Source organism: Pelomicrobium sp. (assembly GCF_036803785.1).
Taxonomy (GTDB): domain Bacteria; phylum Pseudomonadota; class Gammaproteobacteria; order Burkholderiales; family UBA6910; genus Pelomicrobium.
The window spans coordinates 1-2,897 of record NZ_DAIRTR010000223.1 but is presented as its reverse complement, the minus strand read 5'-3'; the positions used below and the strand labels follow the sequence as shown (position 1 = coordinate 2,897).

Annotated in this window: 2 protein-coding genes and 1 pseudogene; all 3 read right to left on the bottom strand. The window is 67.2% G+C overall.

Features of this window, described 5'->3' with window-relative positions; translation table 11 throughout:
• Positions 1–946: MFS transporter (locus V7Q81_RS15520; protein WP_333845129.1), on the bottom strand; the 946-nt coding region annotated here is incomplete at its 3' end.
• A gap of 31 nt (positions 947–977) precedes the next feature.
• A pseudogene (locus V7Q81_RS15515) lies at positions 978–1,061 on the bottom strand (enoyl-ACP reductase FabI); the annotation flags it as partial.
• Between the two features lie 183 nt (positions 1,062–1,244).
• The coding region (locus tag V7Q81_RS15510) for a DUF3141 domain-containing protein (RefSeq protein WP_333845127.1) at positions 1,245–2,897 on the bottom strand (1,653 nt) is incomplete at its 5' end.

Below are 2,897 nucleotides of genomic sequence, written 5' to 3'. Positions count from 1 at the left end.
CCCAATAACTCAGCGCCGGCAGGAGCACACCCGCCCCGGCGGCGATTAAGACGATCGCTGCGGCCGCCAGCATGACGTTTTCCCCGACGGGCAGCATGGCGAGGCCAATCCCCAAGGCCGCCAGTGCTCCGGCGCTCACCCGGGTCGGGCGGAAGGTTCGCAGGAGGCGGGGAAAGATCGCGAGTTGGACCGGAATCATGACGGCCATGCAGAGCGCGAACAGGTGTCCCAGCCGAGAAGGGTCAAGGCCAAGACGCGCTTCCCCGAACAGGGAGAAGCCGACTTCGAAGGAGCCCAGGCCGTAAGTCACGAGGACCGTCACCGCCAGCGCCATCGCGAGCTTGATGTGGCTGCGACGCGGCTGCCCGAGTCTCTTTCCCGGGTCCGGCTGGCGGCAACGGGCTGTCTCGGGGACGAGGACAGCCGCTCCCGTCGCGGCGAGGGCGGTGATGCCCGCCGCAACCAGGAAAGGCAACCCGATTCCACTCTCCTGCCTGTCTCCGAGCCAGCCTCCGAGCGCCGGTCCGGCAAGGAATCCCAGCAGCGAAGCAGCGCTCACCCAGGCCAGGCGCAGGAAAGCCTGATCACGCTCGCCGCTTTCACCGGTGGCGGTGAGCGCGGCGGGCAGGACCGCGGCGGCGGCAACTCCCGCCAGCACCTGGGCCGCGATTGCAGCCGCCAGGGTTGGGGCGGCGGCGAACAGCGCGAGCGCTGGCGCATACGCCGCCATACCGCCTAGCATCATGGGCCTCCGCCCGAGGCGGTCGGAAAGCGCTCCGAGCGCGGGGGCAAAGGCGAAGAGGGCGGCCGTGTAGGCCCCCGGCAGCAATCCCGCGTACCAGGCGGCCGGAAGACCCCGACTGCCGTCCGAAAAGCGCTCGATGATCTCCGGCAGCAAGGGGATGGCGACGCCGTAGCCCATGCTTACCGCAAATGCCGTCGCCATGAGCACGATGAGCGTCCCGGGGCGTCCAGCGCCCGCCAGCGCGAAAGGCTTTGGCGCAGCCCCAGGCGATGCTCCGTTCATTGGCGATGCCCACGACGAGCCCTTTTTCCCCTTGAGACTTCCCGGGTGCATCGTTTTACTCCATGCCGGATGCAGGTGTCGAACGGGCGCTCAAGCTGTCGAACCGAGCCTCAGCAGCCAGAACGCCGGCGACCATGATGGCTGGATCCTCCGACGGGCCGTTCGCCGGGGGCTTTGGCGGCGTACTGGTCGGGCGAGGCCTCGAAACGCTGCCGGTTCACCCGTAGATCCTGCCGAAAGCGAGTTCCACGGCCTGGTCTCTGATCGCACGGTACAGGTCCAGCGTGGCCGATATCTGGGCGCTCGCCGCGCGTTCTATCATCCCATACGGGTTGTTCTCACCCGGAGGTTGGCGCTGCTGCCGCACCAGCGGCTCCAGCGCAGCTACGCCCGCCATCCACGGACTGAACTTCTCCGAGAAGAGATAGCGGCTCGTGCGCATGGGGTGCATCCACTTGAGCCACAAGGCGCTCAGCGGGTTCGCCGCCGCCTGGACCCAGGGGCTGACGAAGGCGCTGTACAGACGCTCGTTCAATTCGGAGACCTCCCGCACCCGTTCGAATGCCCTGCGCGGGTAGTCGAAGCGGATATCCTCGATATCCCGCGCCTCGAAACGCACGGAGTACTGGGGCTTGTGGCAGTCGGGGTCTCCGGTGGGATTCAGGATCTTCATCTCGTAGAGACCCGGCGGGAGCGCTTCCAGCTCGTCCAGGCTCTCCAGGATCGCCCGGTGCTCCAGCCGGGCCACGCTCGCCGAAACGAAAATCCCGAGGTGCCCCACGTGGGGGTTGATGAGATAGACGATGCGCTGCCCGGCCGCCTTGAGGGCCTCGGTGGTGGGATAGACCGTCGGGATCCAGTTGAGCGCCTGATGGGGCGGCGTGATGTTGTCCCCATGGGAGGCGAAGATCACGAGGGGGTTGCGGATGCGCTTCAAGTCCGCAATGCAGCCCTCGCAGATGCGCATGGTGCCCTGCTCGAGCTGGTTGCCGATGAAGAGGTTCTCCACGATGGCCACGATCTCCTCGCGGCTCAGGAAATAGAACCCGTTCCACCAGCGCTCGAAGTCGAGGAAGCGCTCCCGCTCCTCGTCCACGTTGGCGAACAGGTGGTAGTACTTGTCCCACAAGGCATTGGCGGGCTTCAGGTTCTCGAAGTTCTGCACCAGCCAGGCGCCGTCGAAGCGGCCGTCGCCCAGGTCGGCGAGAAAGTGGGCCAGCCAGGCGCCGCCGACAAAGCCGCCGGCAAGCCGCATGGGGTTGACGTCGGACTCCCCCGCCCAGTAGGAAAGGGGAGAGCCGTTGAGCACCGCCGGCCCCACCAGCCCTTCGCAATCGGCGGAGAGCAGCGTCACTGCCCAGCCCGCCTGGCAATTGCCGTAGAGGGCCGGCGCTTTTCCGCCGTGACGGCGGCTCACTTCTTCCACGAAACGGCGCAGGGCGTGGAGCACGTCGGCGAGCGTCTGTCCCGGGCACGGCTCGGGAAAGAAGATCACGAAGTAGACCGGGTGGCCTTCGTGCAGCGCCATGCCCACCTCTGAATCGCGCTTGAAGCCGCCGATACCGGGACCGTGACCGGCGCGCGGGTCAATGATGATGACCGGGCGCTTCGCCTCGTCCACGCACTCTTCCAGCCGGTCGGTACCGGCGCCGGTAATGCGCAGGAGGGCGTAATTTGCCGGCTGCTCGAAGCGCCGGGCGTCCAGGATCGTCTCGTAGTCGAAGTCGAGCACGGGCGGCAGGCCCGCCTGCTCGTGGGCCAGCATGTCGTTCGCCCGTTCGCGCAGCGTGTCCAGGAACAGCAGGCTGCGCTGCCACAGGTCCACCTGGTAGCGCCAGGCCTCTTCCAGCAGATTCGGGGGCGAGAGGGG